Raw genomic sequence first — 20,483 nt, forward strand, 5'->3', positions numbered from 1 at the left:
CGGGCAATTCGATGTGCATATCTTCGCCCTCGGTTGAGGGAGCAGAAATGGACATGCTTGGGCCGGTGGCCGCCGCCCGCTGTAGGACGACGGCCTTTTAAGACTTATGCCTGCGCAATGTGCGGATCGATGTGCGAGTAAGCATCGACGGCGATGCGCCAGGCGGTCAGCGACTGGTTCGAACGAGTGTAAACGAGATCAAATGGAGCATCTCCGGGCTTGGGCACGGCCTCGCGCTCGGGATTGATCGCGGCGACCTTCATGAGGTCCGGCACGATATAGCCCGGCGGCTCATAGGTCAGGTTATAGATGCCGGTGTCGCGACTGACGGCAGATGCCGGCATGCTGAAGATGATGGCAGCCGCAAGCATGGCGAGGCCGCCGAAGAAGAGACTTCGGAAGGTTCGAACCATCAGGGTTCCTTTCGGTTGGATTTGCCGCGATTACCCGCACGGCCGGGAACTGGTTGCAGGGAGGGAGGCTACCCAGCCGTTGGGAGTGGATGGAATTACGGCCACCATTTCCCCTGCCCTGCAAAACTCTCTGGGTTATGCTGCCTTGCGCTGCCCCAACATCGGCTCTAGCAGGTCCGCTCGATGGGTCGGCTTGGCGTCGTCGGCCATCCAGTGTGTGACTGTGGCCAGGTTATCCAAATCTATACGCTGATTTGGCATCATTGGCACCACCCTCGACCAGCTAGGGCCTTGTAACGATTGAGCATTTTTAAGGATTTGACGCGCAACGCGTTCGAATGCATCGTCTAGGCGGCGATCTGCCGTACTACGCGAACGGCCCGTTTTCTTGCAGAACTGGCGGAATGAACCGGCCAGACGTGGTGCCGCCATGCACATCGACCAGTTGCCGAGCAGGATGCGGCTTTCATCGTCGCCGGCATAGTCGATCAGCCAACCGTACATGACTTCCTCGGCGCGCGATATGGCCTTGCTGGATGGGCGATACGGGACATGGTTGCCGTTGATGCCATAGCCGGGATGATGGCCGCCGACGCCGACGGTCTCGACCTGCAGCGCTGGCCACAGAGATCGGACCTTTGCCGGCCTCAACTGCCTCACGTCCATATGCGCGATGGTGTCAGCCGCCTCGATGAAGCGAGCCTTCACGATGGTGATCAGATCGGCGAGCGCCGCGGCTTCGGTATAATCATACTGCAAGGCGTTGCTCCGGTTCATCGAGGATGGATTCAAGGCTCTTGTAGATAAGCATTCGCAGGGAGGCGCGCACCGGCCAGGGACGACGGGCTACGGCTTCCCCGCGCAACACGCCAAGGGGTATCTGGTCGAAGGCTTCCAGCACGTCCCCGGCGCGCTCCAGTGCCCAATCCGGCCGCTGGATCAGAATGTCGGATATGGCGCCGATCGTCTCCGACCAGAGCTCATCCCGGTTGTTCTTGGTCTGCTTGATGCAGCGGAGCACGAAGATCAGATGACCGTCGCCGTATTCATTCCGGATCTCATGCATCGTACCGCGGGCATGGCTCTGCGCAGCCTCACGCCGGCGGTAGATCGGCACCAGTCGGATGCCCAGCCCGTCGAGCAATGCGTCGAGTTGGCCCTTAGGTCGGCTCATCGTGGTAGCCTTGCCTTTGCCGCGTCCAGCCGATAGCCAACGCCCCACACCGTCATGATATCGATGCCGGTGCCGGCCAGCTTTTTCCGCAACTGGCTGATGAAGACTGTGACGATGGTCCGAGCATACTCCGGGCCGCCGTCGGGATCGTCCCGGTAAAGCGCGTCGAGGATATGGTCGTGCGTCACGGTTCGCCCTTTGGCGCCGACGATAGCGCGCAGGATTTCTGCCTGCGACCTCGTCAGGCCGCGGTCGATGATGACACCTTCTAAGTCATCATGCCGGGTTGGTTGGCCGCAGGTTGGGCAATGCAAGTGTGGCCTATTCATTTGAGCCCCCTCTTCTGGAGCATGCGGCGCACTGCGGTGCGATCAAAGCCGAATACGCGCCCCAACTCAGTCAGGGTGTAGCGCCGGCCGTCGATCTGGCAGTTGAGGTAGACGGCAGCAACGGCATCACCTCTCGCGGCAACGATATCGCTCCGGAGTGAAGTGGACAGGATACCGCGCACTTCGACGCCATGCTCTGCGGCGACGGCAGCAATGATCTCTTCAGGATTCGGCCCGTTGTCCTCTGGCTCGTCTGGCTGTTCAATCGCCTCGACGGCGGCGGCTGTCCTGCCTAGAGCTTCCTGTGCCGCCAGCCAGCGGAGAGACAAGAGAGTAACCCTTTGCCTGCGATACAGACGCTTCAACCGGAACCCGTCATCGACAACGACGCGCTGGGCTCCGGCCATGGTGTGCTTGGAGGAGACGGCGAGGGTCATGCAGCGATCCTCTCGACAATCTCGGGGTCGGCCTCCACACATCGTCGCGCCCGCAACATCCAGCAGACGCCGCGCGTGAGATCCTTGCCGGTACAGTTCCAGCGAAGCGCCGCCATCATTTCCGACATATTCGAGCGGCGGGTTGCCGAGATGCGGAACATCCCGCAAAGCTCATAGAGTTCATCGCGCCACAACATATCGAGCGCCGCCGATGGCAAGGAGGTCTCAACCCTCTGGTCGGGGAAACGCCAGCGCGCCAAGCCATCGTGTTCGGCGATCGGCATAGCCCGACGTATCTCGGGATATACCCACACCTCAGCGTCTTTTATCCCGTCTGGGACGCGCCGAAGATAGAATTTGCCGTCTCGCTCATAGTGAGCCGCCCATTGATTGGTTTCCTGCTCGACAAGGAACTTTTCGTGCAGCGCCGCGACGACGTGATGCGCGACACGGTTCATGGATTCGATTTGCGCCGGCAGCCGGTCCAGCTTGTCCTTGGCCGACTTGATCTCAACCGAGATGATTTCTGCCCGGTCCACTGCCAGCACGTCGATCCGGTTCGGCCCGTAGGTGCTGACATTGATCTCATGGATGATGCGAGCATTGGGCCGCCGCTCGCGGATGCGGGCCACGACGGCATCTCGGACTTCTGCCTCTGCTGAGCTTCGATAAGCTGGCATCAGACTCTTGCCCTCCTCTTCACGTACTCGATCGTCACCGGCTTGCTTCTGACGAAGATCGTGCCGAATGCCTCCTGCTGCTCCTCGGCCGTCCGTGCGGCTCGCTCACGGCGCCATTCATCGCTGTCGAGGAAGTCGGGGATTGCGGGATCGGTGTCGGCCGTCTCCGCCCTGATCTCGGGATTGAGGATGCGCCGCACGCATTCCTTGGCTTCGGCAAGCGCCTGGCTGGCGGTGTTGCAACTGACGGGCTCGCCGTCCTTGCGCACCAGCTTCCACCGGTCTGACGTGAACAGCCGAAACATGGGCCGATAGCCGCCCTTCCATGGCAGGTAGCGATATTCTGGGAGGAAGTCGGCCATCAGAACCCCTCGAAGCCTTCGAATGCCGGCGGCAACTCAGCGCCAGCCGACTTGAACATCGTGTATTCCCCGTCGAACGCGATTTCTGGTGACCGACCGGGCTCGCCGCGCCGGCGCTTATGATTGATGACCCAGGCGCGGCCCCTGCACTGCTCGAGCTTTTGGATCATCTCTTCCTTGCGGGTCTTTTTGCCCTCTTCTTTCTGCGCTTTGCTCAGGTACTCGGGCGGCATGGTGGGGATGAGCTCGCGATAAAGCGGCTCCGGTCGATAGAGCGAGAACCAGACGTCGAGGCTCTGCTTGATCGAGCCGCCGCCGTAGGCGTCGCCCATGACTGGGCGGAGTTCAGAACCAGCCCGCCACCGCTGCTTCCAGTCGTCATTGCGCTGGATGAGGATAACGATCCCGATGTTCAGCGACTTGGCCAGCGCCTTGAGCCCGCGATAGAGCGCGTTGATACGCTCGGCGAACATGTCCTTGGGATTGGGCAGGGTGATCATCTTGGCATGGTCGATGACGATCAGATCGAGCCCCTGGCTCTTCACCATCGCCTCGGCCTTGATGCGAATGTCGGACAGGGAGCACTCGCCGAACCCGACGATGTAGAACGGCAGGTCGACCGCCTTCGACATCTCGGTCTCCAGATCGGCCGCCTCCTTGGAATTGAGGGTGTAGGCGTCGATCCGGCCGAGGCTGATTTGGCTTTGCTGTGCCGCGGCTTGCAGCGCGGATTCCTCCTCGGTGATCTCGATCGAGAAGAACGCGCTGCGGAACCCCTTGGACGCGGCGTGCCGGCACTGCTGGAGCGAAAACGAGGTTTTGCCGCCGCCCGAATCCGACATCAGGCCTATCAGGTTGCCGCGGCGGATGTCTCCCAGCGCCTCGGTGATCTCGGGAAGGAACCACGGAATGCGCGCTGCGGTGTCGGTGCTGGCCTGGGCTGCCTTGCTGACGGCATTGGGCAGCAGCACACCGTATTTCGTGGCACCGGCGCGCTCGTTGCCTTCCTGCGCAATCCGGGTCAGCTGGTCGGCTGACGATGCGATGATCTTCTCCGGCGTCATGTCGATCGGCATGTTGCGCGCCAGAGTGTCGAGATCCTGAGCGACGCCGATAAGTTGATGCCTGGCCCACATTTCGATGATGGCGCGGGCAAAGTCATAGGCGCCGGAAACAGTGACAGCCTCGGAGGTAAGACGGACGATGTATTCGAACAGGGTCATTTCGCCGACCATGCGATCGGCCGGCAGATAGGGCTTCACCGTGATTGGTGTTGCCGCCCTGCCCTCGGCTATGAGCGTTCCGATGGTTTCGTATAGCTGGCCGTGCAGTTGCTCATGGAAGTGTTGCGGCTTCAGGAACCCGGCCACACGCCAATAGGCATCGGCGCTGATGAGGATGGCGCCAAGCAACGCCTGCTCGGCCTCAATGGCATCGGGAAGCGCGGGGCGGAAATCTTGGGAGCTGTAGGGCACGTTCATGATTGTGCGCCTCCGAGCAAGATGGCGTCTATCCGCTGGATGATTGCGCTCTCAAGGAGGACTGGCGCAGTCTCGACATGCTCTCGCAGTTCGAGCAACGCCATCGTCACCTCAGCGATTTTCGTCGCATTCCGTTCGAGGGCGACCCGCAGGTCTTGGTCGGTCAACTCTCTGACGTGTTTCACCCGGCAATCTCCATCATCCGAACAAGGCGAGTTGCGCCGGCGGAGCCGCTTGCGGCGAGGCGAGTTGCGAGAGTGCGAACCGCATACGCTGCTTCCAGTGGAACAACGCCGTTGCCGAGCAGGCGAAGTCGGTCCACGCGAGCAATGTCCAGCCGGGAGGCCAGCCCATCAGCCACTCGACGAACAGCGGGTTCAAGCTCCGGCGCGGATGCGAGGACACCTGCCCAACTGGATAGAGCATCGGGTGGAGGCGGGAAGAGAGGGCTGCGGACTGCCCCTTGAGCAGGGGATCGTCTGCGCGATCCCCCGATCTGGTCATTCGCCCGCCCGTTGTGTCCGCGACCGATGGCGTTGCCCATTGCGCCGTCTGGGCAGGCAGAGGTATGCCCCCCGCGCCGAAGGCTTGGTTCGGCCCGCCCTTCTCGCCGTCCGACGCTCGCGGCGTCGACCAAAGCTGTTCCGTCGCATAGTCCAGCCGGTCGCCCCGCATCTTGCCGTCCGCACGCTCCAGCGTCGGGCCGCTGCCCTTCCAGTCGTTCGCAGTAGGCGTCGGCCAGGCCGACGCCTGAAATGCCGATGCAATCCCCACCAGATTGTTTCCGTGCCCGCGCTCCTTCACCGCCAATGAATTGGTGTTGTCTCCGCCATTGCTGGTGGTTGCCGTCGGCCACAGCGAGGATGAAGACGCGTTCTCTTTCGTGGCTCGCGCCGACCTCTGCCGCCGTGAACAATCCTCCCTCAACGTCGAAACCCAATCTCTGTAGGTCACGCCAGACCCGTAGCGCGCCCGGATCGAGGCCGGGCTTCGCCGAGAGCATACCTGTGACGTTTTCGATGAGGACGAACCATGCGCCGGACTGGACGATGATGCGACGGGCTGTTGACCAGAGGTCGCGCTCGTCGTCGGAGCCTTCACGTTTGCCGGCGAGGCTATGAGGCTGGCACGGGATGCCGCCAATGAGGCCGTCCACGCATCCACGCCAGCGTCGGCCATCGAAGGATGTGGCATCGCTCCAAATAGGCGCTGGAGCCATAAGCCCCTCTTCCATCGCTGAAACCAGTTGCGCGACTGCGTAGGCTTCCCTCTCGACCATGCAGACCGTTCGAGCGCATGGAATTGCCAACTCGACGCCGAGATCAAGTCCTCCGCCGCCGGTGCAGATGGAGAGGATGTTGAGGTGTTCGGGACATAGAGCCACATGGTTCAAGCCGCCCTCCTCGCCTGCAATGACTTGAACCGCTGGCAAGCCTCTCCAGCCATCGCGATCCCGACTGCTTCGGCAGCATCCGCGTTTCTCACCATGATCCGCAGCATTCGGCAGCGATCAACGGCGGCCTTCTTCCATTGCTTTTCCTCGGTTGGGTCTTCGCCCTCTTTCTCAACTATCTTGATCGGAGGCTTGAAGCCGGTGCCGAAGAAGAACTTCCGCCAAGTAGCCGAGGGGATTGTCTGCCACGGCAGGCGATACGCGCTGGTGATACCAACAGCGGCGCCGATGAGCCCCGGCAGAAGCATCTGGTTTGGGTTGACAGTGTGAACGACCTTCGGGCCGTAAAGCGTCTGGATCGTCTTCTTATAGGCCTTGATGTTGCGTAGCGGCTCCTCGATGGCCACGAAGCCGGGGCGATCATCCTTGAGCATCACGCGTAGCTGATCGGCGAGCGAAGCTGCCTTTTCTTCCGGGCTGTCGCCTTCTGCCTTGATAAGGCCGGTCTTGATCGATGACAGCGACTGGCCGGGCTCATACCAGGCAAAGCCGGTGGTGGTGGCAATGTCGAGACCGAGGATGATGCTCATTCGGCGGCCTCGATCTGAAAGAGGTTGTCGGTCTTGGCCTCTGACAGTTCGGCCAGGTTGCGAACGGCCTGCCGAAAGTATGACGGCTTGAGCTCGAACCCGATGCCCTTGCGGCCGGCTGCTACGGCGCCATAAACCTCGCTGCCGATGCCGAGGAACGGCGTCAGCACCACGTCGCTGGGGTTGCTCCAAAGCTCGATGCAGCGCTCGATCACGTCGAGTTGCAGCGGCGAAATGTGCTGTTCGTCCTTCTCATCCCGCCCGCCGCGATACTGCAGGGTGCGGGTCTGATTGATATCCATCCAGACCGGCGAGGCGTAGCGTTGCCAGACCTCGATCGAGTACCAGCGCTTGGCGGCCTCGATATCCTTGTCGGTGCGCAGTTCGGCCGGCACCGGCGCATTGCCGAACCCGACATACCGATCGAACCGGCCGGCGACCGGCTCAGGGTTGTCGCCCGGCTTGCGGAACATGAGCATGTAGTCTGCAAGCCCCTGCCCGCTGATCGTGCTGTCCTTCTCGATCTGCTTGTGAAGGAGGCGGATTGACTTGGTGCGCTGCTGGGCGACGACGGGGTCTTTCCAGATGCAGACCTCGGAATGGAAGATCCAACCCGCATCCTCGTAGGCGCGGACAACCTCGCCGCGGAAATCACGCATGCCGATATGGCCGTGCCTGATCTTCGATGTGGGAAGCTGCATGCAATGAACGGCATGGATGCGGCCCGGCATGGTGACGCGCAGCAATTCCTGGATCAGGAAGGCATAGTGCTGCCAGAAGCCATCGCCGTCGTTGTTGGAGATATCCCGGTCGAAGTTGCTGAACCGGTAGAGCCCCTCGAACGGCGGCGAGTGGATGCCGAAATGGATGCTGCCGGCCGGAATGGCGCGGATCAGTTCGCAGGCGTCGCCCTGGTAAATCGCATAGTCAGGTGTAATCACCTGATCGACGGCCATGATGCTTTCGTGCTGTTTCATGCTGCCCTCAGAAAATCAGGAAGGATGACGGGTTTGGTGGGGGCATAATCGGGCCGGTCGCGGACCATGCCGCGCACTGTCGCGCTCGAAAGGTCAGCCATGTGCATGACCATTGCCGCGGCCATGCGCTCGGCGTCGGCTTCCTTGCGCTTGAGGTTGGCGACGACGGCGCCCTCTGTCTCCGCCGCGATGAAATGGACGTTGACGGGCTTCTTCTGGCCGAAACGCCAGAACCGGCGTTCTGCCTGGTAAATCTGCTCGAAGCTGTCGTTGAGCCCGACGAACCCGGTATCGGCACAGTGCTGCCAGTTCATCCCAAAGCCGGCTATCGATGGTTTCGTGATCAGGACGCGGATTTCTCCTGCCGTGAACGCTTCCAGTTTCCGTTCCTTGGCCGCGTCGTCGTCCGAGCCACGAACCTCGACGGCACCGGGAATGGCTTTGGCGAGCGCCTCGCTCTCGGAATTGAGGTTGCACCACCACACGAACGGGCGGTCGGCAGGCGTGTTCTGGGATGCGATCGATACCCGTTCCTCGACGGTATCGCGCCGGGCCGCGATGCGCTCTTGCAGGGTGCGCGCCTCGATCGGGAACAAGAGCCCGGTATCCATGCTTGGCGCATAGTCGACCGAGACAACATGCTGATGCCGCTTGAGCGGCGGCAGATCATACCCGGCATCCGAATATCCGAGGTCGGACGGTTTGCGGAGCATGACCGCCCATGAAGCCGTCCACTTCCAGAACTCGGCCTCGGCGTGGCCCTTGAGCCGCCACTTCTGCGTATCTCCACCGTCGTGGGTGAAGAACGTCGCCAGCATGTCCGTATATGACATGATGCCGAGGAACTCGGCATGATTGCCCAATTCCATGAAGTCGTTCGGCGCCGGCGTCGCGGTGGCCGCCAGACGAAACGGCACCTGGGCGCAATCCTCGATCAGCTTGTTCCGGTATTTGCCGTCGGTGCTCTTGAGGATGGAGCTTTCGTCCAGCGCCACACCGCCGAACTCATCGATATTGAACCGGTCGAGCTTCTGATAGTTGGTGACGTCGATCGCGCCTTCGGATCGCGTCGTCACCACCTGAGCCGCGATACCGAACTGCGATGCCTCGCGCTGATGCTGGTGGGAAACGGCGAGCGGCGCCAGAAGCAGGACAGGCTTATGGGTGTGGCGTGAGACCTCGTTAGCCCAGACCAGTTCCATCAGCGTCTTGCCCAGGCCTGTGCCGGCGAAGATTGCGGCACGACCGCGGCGCAGCGCCCACTGCGTAATGTCGCGCTGATGCGGAAACAGGAACTCGGGGAGCTCGACGCGCTGCGCAATACCAGTCGCCGGGTCAATGATGCGCTTGCGGGAGAGGAACTCGGCGTAGCCGCTCATCTCACCACCGTCATGAACAGCACGAACACAACAGCGGCTGACAAGAGGCCTGCACTGGCAAAACGACTGCTCAACTCGGATGAGTTTCTGCGAGGCATGAAGCGCTCCTTATTGGGGGAGATGCCCGGATTAGGCTCCGGGCGGGCCACTCACAGGTGGTCAGACAGACGTGCTGGAAGCTTGGCGCGCTCAACCACCGCTACGATAGGCGGCGCGCGCCTCCGCCTCTTGCTTGTCATTTCCCATGTCAATTTGGCCGCGCACGAAGCTTTCGCGCTGCGCCTGCCAATGTGCCTTCTGTTCTTCCGGTGAAAGCGCAGCAAGGCGTTCATTGGCAGCTCTCACGGCATCTGCCAGCTTGTCAGTGGCGGGACGTGCAGTCACGGTCTGCTTGCCATCGATGCACTTGATGGCGTCGCTGACCTTCTGGAAGGCCTCGGCTTCGTCATCTTCGATCTCGACGCCGAATGCTGCCTCGGCAGCCTGCACCAGTTCGACGCGGTCGAGGCTGTCCATTTCAAGATCGTCCTCGAAGCTGGCTTCCTCCGTGATCTTGTCGGGATCGGCGCCGATGTGTTCGACGATGATTTTCTTGACGCGGTCGTAGGTGGACATCATGCGGCATCCTCCATTTCGAACGGGTCGCCGTCGTCTGCGCCGCCCTGGATCAATTCGTCGCCGGACTTGGCGGCGTTGCGCTTCGTCATCGCGGCTTCGAGGTTGTCGCGCATGATCTGCTGGCCGTTGTCCCAGCCGCGCATCCAAGCCAAGTCTTCGTTGCTGCCGGTGTCGTAAGGGGATTTCGGGTCCCTGCCCGCGAGGCCGGCTAGTTCGCCGTCCTTCTCGATCCGGTCGACGGCCGGCGCGCGGTCGCGGAACATGTCGGACTGGAAGCCGGGCGTCAGGCCGAGCCAGCTAAGGATTTCACCGGCCGCGATGAAGCGATCGGTCACCGTGGCCTTGTCGTCGGCGTTCAAAGCCTTGATGGCATAGTCGATATCGCCGATTACCTGCCCGTCAGCCTGCGCGATCTTGGCGTCGGCTTTCTTCTCGGCATTGATTTCCGCTAGGTTGGCGTTGTGCTCCATGCGCTTGCGGAGGTGATGGAAGAACAGAGCCTTGCGCTCGTTCTCCGTCAGTTCATTGCTGTTATGTCCTGCAGTCGCTGTCATCTCGTCTCCTGTTCACCACGCCTTGGCGCGCTGGATTTTCGGTCGATCATTGATTGCTGTTCCGCTGGCGTCGTAGGCGCAGACCGCGATGAGGATGGCCGCGGCGGCCCCGATCATTCCGTAGAAGCCGACCCGCCAATGCAGTTTCAGCGGGTCGTTTGTCTTTGCTCTGGAGATGAGGTCAGCCCCCCACATCTGCATTTGTCCGCCGGTCAAGACCAGGGTACGACCCAGCGAAAGCCGGATCGAGTTCTTCAAGCCGAGCCCGGAGGACGGCTGCTTGCTGTTGGGCGATGAATACTTCGTGCGCTGCACGTTTCAGGCTCCCCTCGTTGTGACGCTTCACGGCCTCGCGAACCGCGTCTGAGATGTCCGTGAATGGTCGCTTGATCTTCTTCCACCGCAGCCGCTCCACGGTGGTTATCGACAGGCCGGTGGCTGTGGCCGCCTTCCTGTTTTGGTCCTTGGCTGATCCGTCACCACCAAGGAGGCGGATAGCTGAGGCCATCTCTGCTTGGATCGCTTCAACTCGATACATTTCCGCTTCGCGCCGTGAGATTTCTCTGACGCGCCTCTGTTTTTCCGTCATCGGGAAGTGCCTCCGCGCTAGGTTCGTGACGGTCGAACACGGCGGTTGTGCCGGTCGATCCGGCAGCAAACCCAGAGACCATGCCAGGCATCTGGAAATCGAAAGCAGGGATGAAGGAGGTAAAAGATGCGCCTGAAACTGCACCGGGAAGTGAGTGTTTCAGGGCAGCTTGAACTTCCGTTTTGGAAGGCGCGGCCGGCGAACTCGAATGACCCATTCGCATCACAGGTCACCTCGCACGGCCGCGTCGATAACCTCGGCGTCAATGATGCCGGCAAACGGCATCCACGGCGCCGACATGTCTCGCGATACAGCACCGGGAGCCTGAGCCTTGCGGACGCGATAGCGCGATCCGGCCCAGCCGGCTCCGAATGCTACGATCAGTGAGAGAAGCCAGAGCATGGTCATGCTGCCACCTCGTCGACCAGCGCACCGAATTCGGAGAACGTCATCCCTACCCGCGCCAGGATGCGCGCGATTGTCTCGGAAGAAGGCCAGCGAAGTCGCCCGCCAGGACCCGTCCGCTTCGACTTATTGAAGGCGGTAGGGTGCATCCCGAGCTCAATGGCGAGGCCAGAGGCGGTGAGGTCATAGTCTGACGCGATGCGATCGATCGCGGCCCATACCGATGCGTGAGAATTGGAATGGTCGAAGAACATCACGCGTCCACCCTCTGCTTGGAAGGATTGAGCATGCGGAGGAAAACTTCGATGTCGGTCTCGCGCTGGACGACAGGGCGGAAGCGTGAGGCGCTATAGTACGGCTCCCCATACTCCTCGAGACAGTCGCGTGCGCTGTTGACGATCTCCTCAAGGTGCACATTCAGAATTCCCGTCTCTGGGTTAAGCCTGATGGCCCTGATCGTGTAGACGCGCCCCTCTGTCAGGCACTTTACGTCCGGATGGTAGCCATGACCTCCGCCAATGACGCAAACGACCCTCTGCCCAACGTGAAAATCCCAGCTCATACCGTCACCCCATTGATGAGAGTGAGAATTGCCATGACCGTGCAGGCGCCGAAGACGAACTTGGGAAAGATGCTGCCCGTGAGGTGCCAGACCTCGAAATTCACGGCGGCGGCAAGTGAGGCCAGTGCAAACGCCGGGATCATTGGGCACCCCACATTTCGACTGGTTCGCCGGCCATGTATGCGGCCTTGAGCTTTGCGACAGTGCGGCGTCGAGTGATCGATGCTGTGCCGGTGGCGCGCGCTTCAATTTGCGTCACCGAATATCCGTTGAAGCGGCGACCATTGCGGGCGGCAAATTCAGCGACAGAGCCAACCGTACCGCCGCAGTTCCAGGCAAGCTGGCGTGCCGTCATATCAAGACTGATAGCGGCATCGAGCTGGGCCATCCGTTGCTCGTGGCTCGCCCGGAACCACCACCCTTCGCGCGTGTTCATCTACGCTATCCTCTTTTTCATCGCCGCGTTCGCGCAGCTCGAGCAGGACGCCAAGGAATGCGCCAAACTGCAGGAAGCAGGACGCTGGCAATGAGGATTGATCTTGGAATTGGTGACGGTAGCCTCGCTTGCGCTTCCGGCCTCATTGCCGGCCTGCGCTGCGCTGGCATCCTCATGTCCCGAATGTCCGAAATGTCGTACCTGCGTGGCGCAGCCCTGACCAACGACGTGGGGAACATCGCTTTTTGCGCCGGAAAGCTTCGGGACTTGGTGTTCTTGGACGGCCGTCGCGCCCAACGGAAGATGCGGGTCAGGGGAAATGATTGCCGAGATTTCATCGGACGCGCTCTCGGCGGGCGCGCTTGCCACGGTGTTGAAGTGTTCAGCGCTATCTGGACACGGAGAAGACGAAGCGCATCCTTCTTCAACACCCTCCGATTTCGTTGCCGTTTCCGGCGAATTAAATGCGGCGATCGCAACGCCCGTCGTGACCAAGTACGACACGAAAGCCTCACGGTCTTCCGGTTCGCAGAACGACCAGATCGCAATGAGCATGTCGGAGGCGCGAGCGGAGGACATGACTATTCAGCCGCCTCCAGAACGCCGAAGGCTTCGCGCAAATATGCATCGTCCGGAAGGCCGCTGATCTTGGCAACGATGTACCGGGCAGCCTTGTGCTTGCGCTTGTCGTCTTCGATCTGCTTGAAAAGCATCTGTTCCCAGGCGCGGAACTCCCCAACCGTTACGCGGCTCAGGAGGACGTGGCGCGGCTCGTTTTTGCCGTCAGGCACGGTGATAGTCGGCGGGATTTCCGCCAGCACATCAACCGGAATGCCTGGCAGGAAAAGTTGCGTCTCGCCTGCCAAGCTCACGGTGAACCAGCTCTTGAGTTGGGCTGCGGCCTTGCGCGACACGGTTCCGTCGAACAATTCCGCAGCGTACGTTGCGGCGGCTTCCGGATACTTCGCTCTGATGAGTGGGCCGATTGCGCCTGGCTTGGTTTCGCCATGCGCTTTGAGTTCCGCAGAGATGAACTCCGAGATGAGTTCTGCAACCTTCTTGTCAGCGAGTTCACTTGCCATGGAGTGCGGCCCTTATCTTGATGAAGTAGTCGGCAGCGCCAACGCACAGTTCGGCCAGACGGGCGCGATCGCCATCTGGGCAACCGGCAATGACACGATCTGGGGACGGCGGGTTTTCGGTGAGGTCCAGAGCCTTGTCGAAGGCGAACATGAACGCGTCGTGCATCCGCTTCTGTTCGGCAGACGAGCCAGAATGGAACTTGCCGTCACTGCCGAGCACTACAGCGCCGGTTTCGGCTGCCTGCTCTTTCGCTTTGGCGGGCTTGGGCAAGGACCTTTGGAACTTCTCGACCTGTTCCTCGTAGCCTTTGAGCTTGGCGGACAGATCGGCGATGTTCTGCTGGAGGTCACGAACCTCGGCGGCGGACTTGATGTCCTTGTCGTCGACCTGCTTTTTCAGCGCTGCCAGTTCGCCGCGCGCCTGCTCTGCGTCCGCGTTGATCTGGGTGATAGCCTCCTGCGCTGCCTTTGCCTTGATCTCCTTGACCTGAGCGGCGGTGAAAACTTCGCCAGCCTCGACGCGTTCCGCGATGATGGCCTGAATATCGGGCTCAGCTTTGGCTATTTCGGTCTGTGCGCTGATAGAAATGTGTGCGAAATTTGCACACAATTCCGGGTCGAGCCCCTTAAAGACTTCAACGGCCTGATAGATGCTGCGAATGGGCATGGTGGGGAACCGGCGCCCGACGAACTCCTGAAACCCCTCCCCGCCTCGCCGATAGCGATGCAGGTCTTGGATGGCAGAGAACTCACGACCAATTTCGTAAATCGCTTCACGCTGGATGCGTTCTACGGTTTGCGCGTGCTGCTCTATCTGCTGCTCGACGGTGGCAACATCGGTGATGTCTGCCGTCATGGTGGTGACGTTCACGGGCTTCTCCGACTTGGAATTGACTTTGGCGACCGGCGCTGCGTCTGGCTCGAACTCGATCATGCTGCAGCTCCTGCAGGCAGAAGCGCCTCAACCGGAACGCCAGTCTCCCGCGTAATGGCAAGAGCGAGCGGCAGGGATGGAGTGGCCTTCCCGGCTCTGATCTTGGTGATCATCGACCTGTCGCAACCGACCTTCGCAGCTAGGGCCGCATCGGTTGTTCCAGTGGCGCTGAGGTGTTCGGCGAGCTGGCCCCCGTCCTTCTTGCGCTTGCCAATGTCGATTTGGATGGCGCGATCAACGATGAACGACCGAACTTCGTCGGTGGCCAGGAACCATTCTCCATGTTCGCGGATGTCGCTGAACATGGCGTGGATTTCCATCTCATCCGACACGGAACCCGGCCAACAGCCGAGGAAGTCGCAATGAAGTGGCGCATCCGAAACGATCTTCGTAAACCGTCTAAGAGGGCTCTTGGAAAAGCCGATCTTGATACGGCTCGCGCACTCTATGGCGTAGATGAACCCGGTCATGCCGCCGCTCCGGAGGTTTGCGCCGCTGTCCTTTCAGCGATGAACGCCCGGATCTTTTCTGCCGTGACGAGCGTCACGGTTCCGCCAGATTCGAGGCGGTCGACGAGTTCAGAGTTTCCACATGACGCCTTGCCAAAATAGGACCGCCCCATTCCGGAGCGGTTGAGGAAGGCTCGAATTTCGGTGAGGAGATCGTTTGCCATGTCGCCCACTATATCCTCTATAGCGGATACGTCAAGCGTCCTCTATGAAGGACGTGCGAAAACGTCCGAAATAGCGGATATTCCGGTCATGTCCGACGACTGGAAGAAGCGCCTCGAAGAAGGCATCAAAGCCAAAGACAAGACTCAGCGAGCGGTATCGCTCGCCGCCGGCATGGCACCTGGCTATGTGAATTCCCTCATTAAAGGGGGGAAAGACCCGACGATCGACAACTTGATAAAGGTGTGCGACGCAGCCGGGATCAGTCTTTACTATGTGCTCTACGGCGTTGAGATGTCGCCGGAGACCGAGGAGATTATTCGCTTACTCGAAAGCTCGAAGAAGAAGCGGGACAGCTTGCTGCAGCTTCTTCGCGCGACAGACACTCCCGAAACCGCTGAATAAGGCGGACCTTTTCCTCGCGGGTTAGCTGCCCCATTATTTTAAGAAATTCTGCAACGCGAAGCTCTTTTACAACCGAGTTGCCAGCTACAGCATCCGGGTCTTCGGTATTCACTTCCGCCAAAGTCCACCTCCCAGGCCCACGCTTAAAAACTAGAACATAAAAGGAACATCGTCCGAAACGCCATGTCAACCATGGTGGCGCGTTCGATTCTTAATGAAGCATTAACAACTGCGCCCAAAATCCACGGTTTCGCTGTGGATAACATCGAATATGGGACATGCGTGGGACATTTACCCCACTAGTGGGACCATTTCAGGTTGTGGTGGTTTCGGCCATAAGTTCGGCATGTCGAAGTCAGACCACCCCAGCTTTCACGTCAGAGTTCCGCCGGATCTATTGAAGCGGATAAAGCTTGCATCCGTAGAGAACGGGCGCAGCATGACTGTTGAAATTCTGGCGCGGCTGGAACGGTCTTTCGTCGCCGAAGACCAAGACCGCGAGAGGGCAGTAAGACTGCTCGCCGAAGCTCTCTCGTTGCTAGACAGGGGCAATAAGGAATAACAAACCCACAGAAGGGTTTTGGATGACGCCGGAACGTTCAATGAATGTCTTTCGGCTTTGCACTGGACCGATGTCGGCTTAGCCGCGACGCTCGAATGTGACCTGCTTCTGGTCGAGGCATGGGCCGATGGCACCGAACCTATACCGGCTAGTCTTGCCGCCTGGCTCGAAACGCTGGCGCAATGCCATGAAGCTGCGCCGCCGCCGAAAACTTGGAAGGGAAAGAAGCTGAAGATCTAAGCCTCGTAGATCTTCTTCCTTTCATCGTTTCAGAACTATCTTTTCTGATCTCCCGTATTCTCAGAATTTAGCTCTTTCCCGTTTCAACCTGAGAGAGGGAAGCGGAGCGAAGCAAAGACCCCCCAACCCCCCATTCAGAAGAACGGGAGGATGGGAGGAGTCTGCTTGTGCTCGAGCTGCTTCAACCATCGATCGGTCGCTATCGCTTTCGCAGGACGCCTCTCGGCTAATCCGTCCTCAGTTTCCAGGCGCGCCGTAGGACTTTCGACCCCCGCGCATCGCATCCCTCACCTGGTGAGCGTGACTGCCAGCATGGCTGCGACGGCCATACACATACGCCGCGATTCCCACACCTGTCAAATTTTATATCCTCTTTAGCGGACACTGGCTTGACATATCCTCTTTAGCGGATATTCTTCACCCCATTGCAGTCCAAGCGGGCACGGAGGGGAGCCATGTGAACCACCGCCCGGAACAACCGGCGGCGAACCGGGCCGAGTGAGCAGCGCCGTCGAACAACCACGATGGAGTGACCAGATGGAATTCGCGAAAGACAGGCAGACAAGCATCCCGCTCAATGAGCGGCCGGATTTGGACGACAAGGATGAGCTTGTCGAGCTGATCCACATGCTCGACTTCGCCAAGCAAAACCGGCGACTGCACGAACAACTCTATCAGCTTCATTCGCGCGGCCCGCTCTGGGACGGTGATGTGATCTCCAAGTCAGATCGCGATGAGCTTCTGAGCATCGGTGCCTGTGCGAAGGTCTGCGTCAAGGGCGAAGACGGGTTCAACGCCTGCACCTACTTCGGCCGATCCTTGCTCCGCATTTTCGACTGGCTGCACGGGCCTCTCGTCGAGGCTGGGGCCCGCGCGAAGGTCGCCGCCTGAGCCTTCCGGTTTCCCGCCTCCGGGCGGGTTTCCTGAATGCTTGACCAATGGAGGAATGACCGTGACGCCAATCGAGAAATCCGAAGAGCAGATCGCCAAGGACAAGGAAGCCGTCGCCCGCATGATCGGCGCCAAGACCGCGATGGAAGCGGCGCAGCGACGGATTGAGTTGCTGGAGCAGACGCTGAAGTCCGTCCAGAGCCGTTGCGACTGTGTGTCTAAGTCGTTCGGCGAGGCTGCCCACTTCAATGTTTACCACCCGCAAGCCGGGACATGGGCGGTTCGCAGCGCCAAGGACATCTTCCGCGACATCAACAACGCGATCAACGCCGTCCTGTGAGCACTTCCGGTTTCGGCCACTAGCTGGCCGTTTCCCGAGGCTCTCACTCCCATGGAGGATTTGATGCAGAACCTTAGCGAAGAGAAGAGCAGGCATACGGCGGGGCCGTGGCCGCACAACATCTGTTCTGGCGATATCGTCTACGGGAAGGGCGTCAACTATGACGGCTTCTACCTAGCCGATGCATCCCACGGCATCCCGACTTTTGGAAGTGTGGCCGACGCCGATCCGGTCACCATTCGCGGCCAGCATGTGCGCGTGTTCAATTATCCAGCGCAGACGGAGGCCATCGCAGCGCAACTTGTGCATCGTTGGAATGCACACAGCCACTTACTGGCGGCGCTGAAGGCAATGGACGCCTTCTGGACCGAACATCACCCTGAAGGCCCTGACGGCGACCCTGCCACTCTCGGCGGCTTGGTTGCGCTAACTGACGACACGCTGGAGGTGTGGCGTACCATTCGCGCCGCCATCGCCAAAGCCGAGGCCCGCTAGATGTCAGCGCTCTCCGTCACCTTCACCGATCTGGCCCGCGCCCTGACGCCAGTCAAGCGCGTCAGCGTCTCTCAGGCCATGGATGCCTATGCCGAGATCGATGCCGAACGGCGGGATGCACTCGGCCGTGTCGCCAGTGCGGTTCAGATCGCAGTCAGCGGCGGGACCTTCTACGTCGCTTCCATCACCGAAACCGACTTCCGCATCTGGAAAGACTTCACCGACTTCCTGAGCGACGAATTCGAGATGGTCGGCGTGGCCCGTCGAGACACGGCACCGGACCAGCAGCACAGCCCCGACGGCTACAGCCATTACCTGGATCAGGAGAAGCTTTAGATGGCCCGCACCTACTTCATGGACTTTGAGCGCGCCGATGAGACCGAAGTTTCGGTCGAATACACGATCAGCGCCTACGACCCCGGCAACACCTATGGCCCGGCCGAGAGTTGCTATCCACCAGAAGGCGGCGAGGTCGAGATCATCAAGGTTTTTAACGATGCCGGTCCCGTCGTGTGTACCGACGACGAAGCCGAGAAGTGGTCTGCGTACATCGCGGAGAACCACGACCACGGAGACGATTACGATGACTTCTGACCAGTACGCCAACGAGCGCATCGAGAAGTTGGCCGGCGACAAGGCGCTGCTTCGCGCCCGTCTCGGAGACGTCATCCGCATTTGTGAGGCCGTTCGTTACACGGCAGGGCTCGGCAAGGGTCAAGTCGAACGACTGGAAAAGGCCAAGTCCATTCTCGCGGAGACCGCCTGACATGCGCAAGATCATCACCACTCACGTTTGCCCGCCAATCCCCGCCCGCTCGATGGACTGGAGCGCCCACTTCGATGGCGAAGAGGAGCGCGGGGAATATGGCTACGGCGCGACCGAGGACGAAGCTGTCCGCGATCTGATCGACAGCTACGGCGACGAGGAGGCCGCCTGACATGCGAGCCCTCCTCCGCACTCCATCACCTGACGAGCCGGCGACGATTGCCGGCACGGTTCAAGACGTTCTCGCTGGCCTGTCGATCACGGTCTTTCTGATCGGCGCCGGCATTTGGATTGGGGTTTTCGCATGAGCTACCGCAACCATCCGCGCCCAGAGGACAAGGGCAGCGCAATCGAGGTCGGCACCCACAGAGGTGAAGTCACGCTCGAGCTTGGCGTGATGCGCAACTTCGGTTCGCTCTCGACTGACGCATGGGCTTCGCTCTCGCCGGAAGAGGCGCGCGAGCTCGCTGACGACCTCAACAAAGCGGCTCGCCAAGTCGAGCGCGATGGAGGTGCGTCGTGACCTCGCACTGCCCCGAGCAATCCTACATCGCGAACGCCGTTGCCGCGCTTGAAACGCCGGTCGGCTCCGACCCCATCGCTCGCATCGAATACCAGGCTCGCCTTTACTTCCGTGATCTGTGTCGCGTCCACGGATTTGAAGGTGCCCGGCAGCGCATGGCCGAAATCATCAACGACGAAGCAACCAGAACCCAGAGGAGCGCGGCATGAACATGCAGCCCATTGGCGTCGAGGCGCACTCTATCGTTTCCGCCACCGCCGAACTCATTCCCGATGGCATTCATTTCGGACTGTCCGAGGATGCCTATCACGGCGATCCGGCGCTTGGCTCGACGGGTCTCAAAGACCTGATCGACAATGCGCCTGACTTCTGGTGGTCGAGCTGGATGAACCCGGCCCGCGAGCCTGACAAGGAAACGCCAGCCAAGATATTCGGCCGCGCTGTCCATAAATGCGTACTGGAAGGCCGCGCCGCTTTCGATGCGCTCTATTCCCCCTGCGAGCACCCCGGCAACATCAAGGCCGGGAAGGAGGAGCGCGAGGCAGTTGAGGCTGCAGGCAAACTGCCGCTCAAGCGTGACGAGTACAATCGGATCGTTGCCGCCTCTGCGTTCATCCGAGCCAATGCGACATTGCGCGATGCCTTCACAGGTGGCCAACCAGAAGTATCGGTTTTCTGGACCGCCGATGGCATCAGGTTCAAGGCCAGATTCGACTACCTCAAGATGCGAGCCGTCGCGGACCTCAAGTCGATCCGCAACCCGCTGAATAAGTCGTTCGTACAAGCCTGCCGGGACCGGATCGCCGGGCTCGACTACGTAATCTCTGCCGCCCACTACATGGACGGGCGCCAGCGCATGGGCGCGTTCGTCAAGGCCGGTCAGGTGTACGGTGCGCCCGACAGCGAGAATTTCCGGTCGTGGCTGATCCAGGTGGCTGGTCAACGCGAATTCGCCTTCGTGTTCGTCTTCTGGCAGGCCGAAGGTGCGCCAATCTCCCACGGCTTTCAGATTTCTCCCGGTAACCCGATCCTCGACAGCGCCAAGCAGAGCATCGCCAAGGCCGTCTGGAACTACCGCCAGTTCATGGAGAAATTCGGCACCAAAATCGCTTGGGTGCCATCCACTCCCCTTGAAGAACTCGATGAAACCGAACTGCCCATCTGGTGGCAGCAGAAGCAATTGAAGGGCTGAAGC

38 protein-coding genes and 2 pseudogenes are annotated in these 20,483 nt (G+C 60.4%); 13 read left to right on the forward strand and 27 right to left on the reverse strand.

The features are described 5' to 3' along the window. Positions 1–104: 104 nt before the first annotated feature. The 27 genes and pseudogenes from C7I85_RS12000 to C7I85_RS12115 all read right to left on the reverse strand — a co-directional run bounded on the left by C7I85_RS12000 (position 105) and on the right by C7I85_RS12115 (position 15,077). Positions 105–413, reverse strand: coding sequence for a hypothetical protein (locus C7I85_RS12000; RefSeq protein ID WP_106724228.1), 309 nt, complete (start codon positions 411–413; stop codon positions 105–107). A 135-nt stretch (positions 414–548) separates the two neighbouring features. Further along, complete coding sequence (locus tag C7I85_RS12005; RefSeq protein WP_146148864.1) at positions 549–1,190, reverse strand: hypothetical protein; 642 nt, start codon at positions 1,188–1,190, stop codon at positions 549–551. Then, a complete protein-coding gene (locus C7I85_RS12010; protein WP_106724230.1) occupies positions 1,162–1,587 on the reverse strand; it encodes a hypothetical protein in 426 nt (141 codons plus the stop codon). The genes C7I85_RS12005 and C7I85_RS12010 overlap by 29 nt, the downstream gene beginning before the upstream one ends. Beyond that, positions 1,584–1,916: a winged helix-turn-helix domain-containing protein gene (locus C7I85_RS12015; protein ID WP_106724231.1), complete on the reverse strand. Its 333-nt coding sequence runs from the start codon at positions 1,914–1,916 to the stop codon at positions 1,584–1,586. Before C7I85_RS12015 ends, C7I85_RS12010 begins: the two co-directional genes overlap by 4 nt. After that, complete coding sequence (locus C7I85_RS12020; RefSeq protein ID WP_181257156.1) at positions 1,913–2,353, reverse strand: hypothetical protein; 441 nt, start codon at positions 2,351–2,353, stop codon at positions 1,913–1,915. The genes C7I85_RS12015 and C7I85_RS12020 overlap by 4 nt, the downstream gene beginning before the upstream one ends. Continuing rightward, the gene (locus C7I85_RS12025; protein ID WP_245444908.1) at positions 2,350–2,985 is read right to left on the reverse strand and encodes an NERD domain-containing protein; all 636 of its coding nucleotides are present in this window, start codon (positions 2,983–2,985) and stop codon (positions 2,350–2,352) included. The genes C7I85_RS12020 and C7I85_RS12025 overlap by 4 nt, the downstream gene beginning before the upstream one ends. Before the next feature lie 47 nt (positions 2,986–3,032). After that, on the reverse strand, positions 3,033–3,395 hold the full coding sequence (locus C7I85_RS12030) for a hypothetical protein (protein WP_106724234.1): 363 nt from the start codon (positions 3,393–3,395) through the stop codon (positions 3,033–3,035). Continuing rightward, a complete protein-coding gene (locus C7I85_RS12035) occupies positions 3,395–4,876 on the reverse strand; it encodes a DnaB-like helicase C-terminal domain-containing protein (protein WP_106724235.1) in 1,482 nt (493 codons plus the stop codon). Before C7I85_RS12035 ends, C7I85_RS12030 begins: the two co-directional genes overlap by 1 nt. Next, a complete protein-coding gene (locus C7I85_RS12040) occupies positions 4,873–5,061 on the reverse strand; it encodes a hypothetical protein (protein ID WP_106724236.1) in 189 nt (62 codons plus the stop codon). The genes C7I85_RS12035 and C7I85_RS12040 overlap by 4 nt, the downstream gene beginning before the upstream one ends. A 13-nt stretch (positions 5,062–5,074) precedes the next feature. Then, the gene (locus C7I85_RS31640) at positions 5,075–5,650 is read right to left on the reverse strand and encodes a hypothetical protein (RefSeq protein ID WP_245444909.1); all 576 of its coding nucleotides are present in this window, start codon (positions 5,648–5,650) and stop codon (positions 5,075–5,077) included. 73 nt (positions 5,651–5,723) lie between these two features. Then, positions 5,724–6,260: pseudogene (locus C7I85_RS32265) on the reverse strand (DNA cytosine methyltransferase); the annotation flags it as partial. A 5-nt stretch (positions 6,261–6,265) separates the two neighbouring features. Next, a complete protein-coding gene (locus tag C7I85_RS30550; RefSeq protein ID WP_146148865.1) occupies positions 6,266–6,859 on the reverse strand; it encodes a hypothetical protein in 594 nt (197 codons plus the stop codon). Beyond that, the gene (locus tag C7I85_RS12050; protein ID WP_245444910.1) at positions 6,856–7,836 is read right to left on the reverse strand and encodes a DNA-methyltransferase; all 981 of its coding nucleotides are present in this window, start codon (positions 7,834–7,836) and stop codon (positions 6,856–6,858) included. Before C7I85_RS12050 ends, C7I85_RS30550 begins: the two co-directional genes overlap by 4 nt. Next, complete coding sequence (locus C7I85_RS12055) at positions 7,833–9,215, reverse strand: SNF2-related protein (RefSeq protein WP_106724238.1); 1,383 nt, start codon at positions 9,213–9,215, stop codon at positions 7,833–7,835. The genes C7I85_RS12050 and C7I85_RS12055 overlap by 4 nt, the downstream gene beginning before the upstream one ends. A gap of 396 nt (positions 9,216–9,611) precedes the next feature. Beyond that, positions 9,612–9,833: pseudogene (acpP, locus tag C7I85_RS31645) on the reverse strand (acyl carrier protein); the annotation flags it as partial. Beyond that, positions 9,830–10,387, reverse strand: a complete 558-nt coding sequence (locus C7I85_RS12065; protein ID WP_106724240.1) for a hypothetical protein — start codon at positions 10,385–10,387, stop codon at positions 9,830–9,832. The gene C7I85_RS12065 and the pseudogene acpP, both read right to left, overlap by 4 nt. 12 nt (positions 10,388–10,399) lie before the next feature. After that, the gene (locus C7I85_RS30555) at positions 10,400–10,645 is read right to left on the reverse strand and encodes a hypothetical protein (protein ID WP_181257158.1); all 246 of its coding nucleotides are present in this window, start codon (positions 10,643–10,645) and stop codon (positions 10,400–10,402) included. Positions 10,646–11,198: 553 nt separating this feature from the next. Beyond that, a complete protein-coding gene (locus C7I85_RS12080) occupies positions 11,199–11,384 on the reverse strand; it encodes a hypothetical protein (protein WP_106724243.1) in 186 nt (61 codons plus the stop codon). Continuing rightward, a complete protein-coding gene (locus C7I85_RS12085; RefSeq protein ID WP_181257159.1) occupies positions 11,381–11,638 on the reverse strand; it encodes a helix-turn-helix transcriptional regulator in 258 nt (85 codons plus the stop codon). The genes C7I85_RS12080 and C7I85_RS12085 overlap by 4 nt, the downstream gene beginning before the upstream one ends. Continuing rightward, positions 11,635–11,943 carry a hypothetical protein gene (locus C7I85_RS12090; protein ID WP_106724245.1) on the reverse strand — a complete coding sequence of 103 codons (309 nt, stop codon included), beginning with the start codon at positions 11,941–11,943 and terminating at the stop codon, positions 11,635–11,637. The genes C7I85_RS12085 and C7I85_RS12090 overlap by 4 nt, the downstream gene beginning before the upstream one ends. Beyond that, positions 11,940–12,086 (reverse strand): hypothetical protein, encoded by a 147-nt coding sequence (locus tag C7I85_RS30955; RefSeq protein ID WP_181257160.1) that lies wholly within the window; start codon positions 12,084–12,086, stop codon positions 11,940–11,942. Before C7I85_RS30955 ends, C7I85_RS12090 begins: the two co-directional genes overlap by 4 nt. Further along, the gene (locus tag C7I85_RS12095) at positions 12,083–12,379 is read right to left on the reverse strand and encodes a hypothetical protein (RefSeq protein WP_146148867.1); all 297 of its coding nucleotides are present in this window, start codon (positions 12,377–12,379) and stop codon (positions 12,083–12,085) included. The genes C7I85_RS30955 and C7I85_RS12095 overlap by 4 nt, the downstream gene beginning before the upstream one ends. Then, positions 12,380–12,958: a hypothetical protein gene (locus C7I85_RS30560; RefSeq protein WP_146148868.1), complete on the reverse strand. Its 579-nt coding sequence runs from the start codon at positions 12,956–12,958 to the stop codon at positions 12,380–12,382. It abuts the gene before it with no gap. 2 nt (positions 12,959–12,960) lie between these two features. Next, positions 12,961–13,461, reverse strand: a complete 501-nt coding sequence (locus C7I85_RS12100; protein WP_106724247.1) for a hypothetical protein — start codon at positions 13,459–13,461, stop codon at positions 12,961–12,963. Then, a complete protein-coding gene (locus C7I85_RS12105) occupies positions 13,451–14,395 on the reverse strand; it encodes a hypothetical protein (RefSeq protein WP_106724248.1) in 945 nt (314 codons plus the stop codon). The genes C7I85_RS12100 and C7I85_RS12105 overlap by 11 nt, the downstream gene beginning before the upstream one ends. Continuing rightward, entirely contained in the window at positions 14,392–14,865 is a 474-nt protein-coding gene (locus C7I85_RS12110; RefSeq protein WP_106724249.1) for a helix-turn-helix domain-containing protein, read from the reverse strand. The genes C7I85_RS12105 and C7I85_RS12110 overlap by 4 nt, the downstream gene beginning before the upstream one ends. Beyond that, positions 14,862–15,077: a hypothetical protein gene (locus tag C7I85_RS12115; RefSeq protein ID WP_146148869.1), complete on the reverse strand. Its 216-nt coding sequence runs from the start codon at positions 15,075–15,077 to the stop codon at positions 14,862–14,864. The genes C7I85_RS12110 and C7I85_RS12115 overlap by 4 nt, the downstream gene beginning before the upstream one ends. A gap of 79 nt (positions 15,078–15,156) precedes the next feature. Between C7I85_RS12115 and C7I85_RS12120 the strand changes: the two genes are divergently transcribed. The 13 genes from C7I85_RS12120 (at position 15,157) to C7I85_RS12175 (ending at position 20,480) form a co-directional block, all read left to right on the forward strand. Next, positions 15,157–15,471, forward strand: coding sequence for a helix-turn-helix domain-containing protein (locus tag C7I85_RS12120; RefSeq protein WP_245444912.1), 315 nt, complete (start codon positions 15,157–15,159; stop codon positions 15,469–15,471). 346 nt (positions 15,472–15,817) lie between these two features. Next, positions 15,818–16,033, forward strand: a complete 216-nt coding sequence (locus C7I85_RS32270; RefSeq protein WP_181257161.1) for an Arc family DNA-binding protein — start codon at positions 15,818–15,820, stop codon at positions 16,031–16,033. Positions 16,034–16,771: 738 nt separating this feature from the next. Next, positions 16,772–17,164 (forward strand): hypothetical protein, encoded by a 393-nt coding sequence (locus tag C7I85_RS12135; protein ID WP_146148870.1) that lies wholly within the window; start codon positions 16,772–16,774, stop codon positions 17,162–17,164. 61 nt (positions 17,165–17,225) lie between these two features. After that, entirely contained in the window at positions 17,226–17,504 is a 279-nt protein-coding gene (locus tag C7I85_RS12140; protein ID WP_210203037.1) for a hypothetical protein, read from the forward strand. 63 nt (positions 17,505–17,567) lie between these two features. Continuing rightward, positions 17,568–17,999: a hypothetical protein gene (locus C7I85_RS12145; protein WP_106724256.1), complete on the forward strand. Its 432-nt coding sequence runs from the start codon at positions 17,568–17,570 to the stop codon at positions 17,997–17,999. Further along, positions 18,000–18,335, forward strand: a complete 336-nt coding sequence (locus tag C7I85_RS12150; RefSeq protein ID WP_106724257.1) for a hypothetical protein — start codon at positions 18,000–18,002, stop codon at positions 18,333–18,335. Further along, positions 18,336–18,593, forward strand: coding sequence for a hypothetical protein (locus tag C7I85_RS12155; protein ID WP_106724258.1), 258 nt, complete (start codon positions 18,336–18,338; stop codon positions 18,591–18,593). It abuts the gene before it with no gap. Beyond that, positions 18,583–18,765: a hypothetical protein gene (locus tag C7I85_RS12160; RefSeq protein ID WP_106724259.1), complete on the forward strand. Its 183-nt coding sequence runs from the start codon at positions 18,583–18,585 to the stop codon at positions 18,763–18,765. Before C7I85_RS12155 ends, C7I85_RS12160 begins: the two co-directional genes overlap by 11 nt. 1 nt (position 18,766) lies before the next feature. Beyond that, positions 18,767–18,937 (forward strand): hypothetical protein, encoded by a 171-nt coding sequence (locus C7I85_RS30960; RefSeq protein WP_181257162.1) that lies wholly within the window; start codon positions 18,767–18,769, stop codon positions 18,935–18,937. Position 18,938: 1 nt separating this feature from the next. Continuing rightward, a complete protein-coding gene (locus C7I85_RS32015) occupies positions 18,939–19,073 on the forward strand; it encodes a hypothetical protein (protein ID WP_280954357.1) in 135 nt (44 codons plus the stop codon). Further along, a complete protein-coding gene (locus C7I85_RS12165) occupies positions 19,070–19,288 on the forward strand; it encodes a hypothetical protein (protein ID WP_106724260.1) in 219 nt (72 codons plus the stop codon). The genes C7I85_RS32015 and C7I85_RS12165 overlap by 4 nt, the downstream gene beginning before the upstream one ends. Continuing rightward, the gene (locus C7I85_RS12170; protein ID WP_106724261.1) at positions 19,285–19,497 is read left to right on the forward strand and encodes a hypothetical protein; all 213 of its coding nucleotides are present in this window, start codon (positions 19,285–19,287) and stop codon (positions 19,495–19,497) included. The genes C7I85_RS12165 and C7I85_RS12170 overlap by 4 nt, the downstream gene beginning before the upstream one ends. Continuing rightward, positions 19,494–20,480, forward strand: coding sequence for a PD-(D/E)XK nuclease-like domain-containing protein (locus tag C7I85_RS12175; RefSeq protein WP_106724262.1), 987 nt, complete (start codon positions 19,494–19,496; stop codon positions 20,478–20,480). The genes C7I85_RS12170 and C7I85_RS12175 overlap by 4 nt, the downstream gene beginning before the upstream one ends. The last annotated feature ends 3 nt before the right edge of the window (positions 20,481–20,483 follow it).

This window comes from Pseudaminobacter soli (ex Li et al. 2025) (assembly GCF_003012705.1).
GTDB lineage: Bacteria > Pseudomonadota > Alphaproteobacteria > Rhizobiales > Rhizobiaceae > Pseudaminobacter > Pseudaminobacter soli.

Bases quoted from the DNA above. Each gene is read 5' to 3' on its own strand.
- C7I85_RS12000 (WP_106724228.1), bottom strand. From the start codon at position 413: ATGGTTCGAACCTTCCGAAGTCTCTTCTTCGGCGGCCTCGCCATGCTT.
- C7I85_RS12005 (WP_146148864.1), bottom strand. From the start codon at position 1,190: ATGAACCGGAGCAACGCCTTGCAGTATGATTATACCGAAGCCGCGGCG.
- C7I85_RS12010 (WP_106724230.1), bottom strand. From the start codon at position 1,587: ATGAGCCGACCTAAGGGCCAACTCGACGCATTGCTCGACGGGCTGGGC.
- C7I85_RS12015 (WP_106724231.1), bottom strand. From the start codon at position 1,916: ATGAATAGGCCACACTTGCATTGCCCAACCTGCGGCCAACCAACCCGG.
- C7I85_RS12020 (WP_181257156.1), bottom strand. From the start codon at position 2,353: ATGACCCTCGCCGTCTCCTCCAAGCACACCATGGCCGGAGCCCAGCGC.
- C7I85_RS12030 (WP_106724234.1), bottom strand. From the start codon at position 3,395: ATGGCCGACTTCCTCCCAGAATATCGCTACCTGCCATGGAAGGGCGGC.
- C7I85_RS12035 (WP_106724235.1), bottom strand. From the start codon at position 4,876: ATGAACGTGCCCTACAGCTCCCAAGATTTCCGCCCCGCGCTTCCCGAT.
- C7I85_RS30550 (WP_146148865.1), bottom strand. From the start codon at position 6,859: ATGAGCATCATCCTCGGTCTCGACATTGCCACCACCACCGGCTTTGCC.
- C7I85_RS12050 (WP_245444910.1), bottom strand. From the start codon at position 7,836: ATGAAACAGCACGAAAGCATCATGGCCGTCGATCAGGTGATTACACCT.
- C7I85_RS12055 (WP_106724238.1), bottom strand. From the start codon at position 9,215: ATGAGCGGCTACGCCGAGTTCCTCTCCCGCAAGCGCATCATTGACCCG.
- C7I85_RS12065 (WP_106724240.1), bottom strand. From the start codon at position 10,387: ATGACAGCGACTGCAGGACATAACAGCAATGAACTGACGGAGAACGAG.
- C7I85_RS12080 (WP_106724243.1), bottom strand. From the start codon at position 11,384: ATGACCATGCTCTGGCTTCTCTCACTGATCGTAGCATTCGGAGCCGGC.
- C7I85_RS12090 (WP_106724245.1), bottom strand. From the start codon at position 11,943: ATGAGCTGGGATTTTCACGTTGGGCAGAGGGTCGTTTGCGTCATTGGC.
- C7I85_RS30955 (WP_181257160.1), bottom strand. From the start codon at position 12,086: ATGATCCCGGCGTTTGCACTGGCCTCACTTGCCGCCGCCGTGAATTTC.
- C7I85_RS12095 (WP_146148867.1), bottom strand. From the start codon at position 12,379: ATGAACACGCGCGAAGGGTGGTGGTTCCGGGCGAGCCACGAGCAACGG.
- C7I85_RS30560 (WP_146148868.1), bottom strand. From the start codon at position 12,958: ATGTCCTCCGCTCGCGCCTCCGACATGCTCATTGCGATCTGGTCGTTC.
- C7I85_RS12100 (WP_106724247.1), bottom strand. From the start codon at position 13,461: ATGGCAAGTGAACTCGCTGACAAGAAGGTTGCAGAACTCATCTCGGAG.
- C7I85_RS12105 (WP_106724248.1), bottom strand. From the start codon at position 14,395: ATGATCGAGTTCGAGCCAGACGCAGCGCCGGTCGCCAAAGTCAATTCC.
- C7I85_RS12110 (WP_106724249.1), bottom strand. From the start codon at position 14,865: ATGACCGGGTTCATCTACGCCATAGAGTGCGCGAGCCGTATCAAGATC.
- C7I85_RS12120 (WP_245444912.1), top strand. From the start codon at position 15,157: ATGTCCGACGACTGGAAGAAGCGCCTCGAAGAAGGCATCAAAGCCAAA.
- C7I85_RS32270 (WP_181257161.1), top strand. From the start codon at position 15,818: ATGTCGAAGTCAGACCACCCCAGCTTTCACGTCAGAGTTCCGCCGGAT.
- C7I85_RS12145 (WP_106724256.1), top strand. From the start codon at position 17,568: ATGCAGAACCTTAGCGAAGAGAAGAGCAGGCATACGGCGGGGCCGTGG.
- C7I85_RS12150 (WP_106724257.1), top strand. From the start codon at position 18,000: ATGTCAGCGCTCTCCGTCACCTTCACCGATCTGGCCCGCGCCCTGACG.
- C7I85_RS12155 (WP_106724258.1), top strand. From the start codon at position 18,336: ATGGCCCGCACCTACTTCATGGACTTTGAGCGCGCCGATGAGACCGAA.
- C7I85_RS12160 (WP_106724259.1), top strand. From the start codon at position 18,583: ATGACTTCTGACCAGTACGCCAACGAGCGCATCGAGAAGTTGGCCGGC.
- C7I85_RS30960 (WP_181257162.1), top strand. From the start codon at position 18,767: ATGCGCAAGATCATCACCACTCACGTTTGCCCGCCAATCCCCGCCCGC.
- C7I85_RS32015 (WP_280954357.1), top strand. From the start codon at position 18,939: ATGCGAGCCCTCCTCCGCACTCCATCACCTGACGAGCCGGCGACGATT.
- C7I85_RS12165 (WP_106724260.1), top strand. From the start codon at position 19,070: ATGAGCTACCGCAACCATCCGCGCCCAGAGGACAAGGGCAGCGCAATC.
- C7I85_RS12175 (WP_106724262.1), top strand. From the start codon at position 19,494: ATGAACATGCAGCCCATTGGCGTCGAGGCGCACTCTATCGTTTCCGCC.